Genomic DNA, 3,045 nt, shown 5'->3' on the forward strand with positions numbered 1-3,045 from the left:
AAATCTTTCATGAAAGCTTTTTCAAGCCTCCAAAGATGTTCCATTAATTGTTCTTCTGAATTGGATAGTTGCATGATTTAAATTTTTTAGTTGTGTTCTATTTGCTTTTTGCGACTATTGGTATTTTTATATCCGAAATTAATTCGCCATTTTCATATTTTCTGGTGGAAATGTGGTTTCCGTTTTCGTCAAAGTATTTCCAATCTCCATAATAAAACCAGTGTATTTCTGGGCCTGTCACTACTAGTTTTGTTTTTCCTTTGGACTGAATCGTTCCGTTCGTATTGTAATAGGTAATGATGCATTTGTTTTTTCGGTAGATTTCTTTTTTGCTGATAACATTGCCAGTATAATAAACCCATTTTTTTGTAGGATCCCCATTTTTATATTTTCCAACTGATTTGTATTCTATAGTGTCGATTGAATATTTTTCTATCCAAAGCCCTACTCTTTTATTGTTTTCTTTTTGATTAATCGGCGCCGTTTTACATCCAATTAAAGTTATTGTTAGGAAGAAAATAATGAATAGATGTCTCATAAATGATTTTTGCTCTACTAATATAGAATTAACTCTACAAATGTAGAATAAAAATTAATATAACAAAATTTTTATGGCATTTTATGACTGATTCTCACCAACTTTCAATATAAACCATCATCAAACATAAAAAATTTTATGAGTTTATGACTTTGTAGGTTGTTCTCTCAAAAAAATAGTATTTTTGCAGCATGGAAACAAATAGACAGAAAAAAATAGGCGGAGTGCTCCAAAAAGATTTGGTGGACATCTTGCAAGGTGAAGTGAGAAAAAACGGAATTACCAATTTGATAATTTCAGTATCCAAAGTTACAGTTACTACAGATTTGTCTGTGGCATCGGTGCATTTAAGTATTTTTCCTCAGGAAAAAGCTGAAGAAACATTAGCTGGAATCAAAGCTAATTCTGCTTTAATTAAACATGATTTATCACAAAGAGTACGTTTGCAATTACGCAAAGTACCAAATTTGGTTTTCTATATTGATGACTCATTAGATTATATTGAGAAGATCGATAATGCTTTGAAAAACCAAGAAAACCCAATCGAGAATAGAGATTTGTTGGACAAACGCAGATTTCAATAAAATTTGAACTTCCCTCTTTACATAGCCAAACGATATATTTTTAGCAAAAGTTCCAACAATGCTATTAATATTATTAATCGTATTGCAAGTATGGGAGTTATCGTCGGAGCCATGGCATTGTTCGTTGTGCTCTCGGTTTTTACAGGGTTGAAGGATTTTAGTCTTTCGTTTACTAATGACATTGACCCTGATCTTAAAGTAAGCAGCACGCTTGGTAAATCCTTTTTCATTACTCACGAACAAGAAAAAGAGGTTAAAAAAATCGAAGGAGTAGCTTCGTATTCCAAAGTTATCGAAGAACGCGTTTTGTTTACTTTTAGCGGAAAACAAGAAGTTACTTATCTAAAAGGTGTTGATTCTATTTATAACACCGTTAGCAGTTTTGATAAAAAATTATATAATGGCCAATGGCTAAAACCAAATACTTATCAAGTTGTGGTAGGTTATGGTATAGCCCAAAAGTTTTCGATGGGATTGTTGGATTACAAAAACGCATTTGAGGTTTTTGTCCCAAAACCTGGTAAAGGAACGATTGAAACTCCCGAACAGGCTTTTAATTCAACAGATGTTTTCCCGGTCGGAATTTATGCGATCAGCGAAGATTTGGATTCCAAATACGTGTTTGCCGATTTGGGTCTCGCACAGGAATTATTAGAATACAAAACCAATCAAATTTCCAGTCTCGAAATCAAATTAAAGAAAGATACTGATGAAACTCCTGTTATCAGTAAACTAAAATCCATTTTCAACAATAAAATTACCATAAAAAACAAGGAACAACTTAATGAATCCTTATATAAAATGTTGAATACCGAAAATATCGCGGTCTATTTAATATTTACATTGGTAATTGTAGTGGCTCTTTTTAACCTGATTGGTGCGCTTATCATGATGATTTTGGACAAAAAAGGAAACCTAAAAACCCTTTTCAATCTCGGAACAGACATCAAAGATTTGCGCAATATATTTCTGCTTCAAGGAACTTTATTGAGTTTCTTTGGCGGAGTAATTGGCTTACTGTTAGGTGTCGTTATAGTAGTATTGCAACAACAATACGAATTAATCATGATCACTCCTACCCTTGCCTATCCAGTAGTTTTCACACTCGAAAACGTTTTGATTGTTATGGCAACCATTGTCACACTTGGTTTTATCGCGTCTTTGATTGCAAGTAGCCGAGTGAGCAAGAAATTGTTGGATTAGCATTATTATTTAAGGAGCGAAACAAAAGGTATTTTCAGGAAATATGGGTTCCTGCTCTACGTTCCAATCTTGTGGTCTGAACCCCAGCCCACAAGGATTTCCACTACGATCAGGGCTAGATGATAAACAATTCGCTTTTTTGGAAATATACTAAATACAACAAATCCCTTTTTACACAAACCAACAATATCAAAATCCTGCAAAATAGTAGTTGTATTGTATTCACAACGGAATTTATACCATTTGATATTCTGAATACGCTTCTTTGATTTCATCCAAATGAGCAAATAATTCTTCCGGACGATCTAAAGTAACTAGTTTTTGTCTGAATGTTTTGAACGAATGAATTCCCTTAAAATAATTAGTGTAATGTGGGCGTGTTTCTACAATTCCTAATCGTTCGCCTTTCCATTCCATTGCCCAGGTTAAATGGTTTCGCACGGCTTCGACTCTGTCGGCAACGGTTGGTTTTGCCAGATGTTCACCTGTTTTGAAGTAATGTTTGATTTCGTTAAAAATCCAAGGATAACCAATGGCAGCACGGCCAATCATGATTCCGTCGATACCGTATTCGTTTTTATATTGCAATGCTTTTTCGGGTGAATCAATATCTCCATTTCCAAAAATAGGCATGGTGATTCTTGGGTTGTTTTTGACACGAGCAATATGTGACCAATCAGAATGTCCTTTGTACATCTGCGCACGAGTTCGGGCGTGAAT

At 34.2% G+C, this 3,045-nt stretch carries 4 protein-coding genes; 2 read left to right on the plus strand and 2 right to left on the minus strand.

Annotated features, from left to right (window positions below; genetic code table 11):
* Nucleotides 1–97: 97 nt before the first annotated feature.
* Nucleotides 98–538, minus strand: coding sequence for a toxin-antitoxin system YwqK family antitoxin (locus VLC96_RS01035; RefSeq protein WP_325260186.1), 441 nt, complete (start codon nucleotides 536–538; stop codon nucleotides 98–100).
* Nucleotides 539–729: 191 nt separating this feature from the next.
* Between VLC96_RS01035 and rbfA the strand changes: the two genes are divergently transcribed.
* Both rbfA and VLC96_RS01045 read left to right on the plus strand, forming a co-directional pair.
* Nucleotides 730–1,122 carry a 30S ribosome-binding factor RbfA gene (gene rbfA / locus VLC96_RS01040; protein ID WP_325260187.1) on the plus strand — a complete coding sequence of 131 codons (393 nt, stop codon included), beginning with the start codon at nucleotides 730–732 and terminating at the stop codon, nucleotides 1,120–1,122.
* A gap of 3 nt (nucleotides 1,123–1,125) precedes the next feature.
* Nucleotides 1,126–2,325 carry an ABC transporter permease gene (locus VLC96_RS01045; protein ID WP_325260188.1) on the plus strand — a complete coding sequence of 400 codons (1,200 nt, stop codon included), beginning with the start codon at nucleotides 1,126–1,128 and terminating at the stop codon, nucleotides 2,323–2,325.
* Nucleotides 2,326–2,559: 234 nt separating this feature from the next.
* Here VLC96_RS01045 and VLC96_RS01050 read toward each other — a convergent pair.
* The coding region (locus VLC96_RS01050) for a tRNA dihydrouridine synthase (RefSeq protein WP_325260189.1) at nucleotides 2,560–3,045 on the minus strand (486 nt) is incomplete at its 5' end.

This window comes from Flavobacterium sp., from assembly GCF_035456085.1.
Lineage (GTDB): Bacteria > Bacteroidota > Bacteroidia > Flavobacteriales > Flavobacteriaceae > Flavobacterium.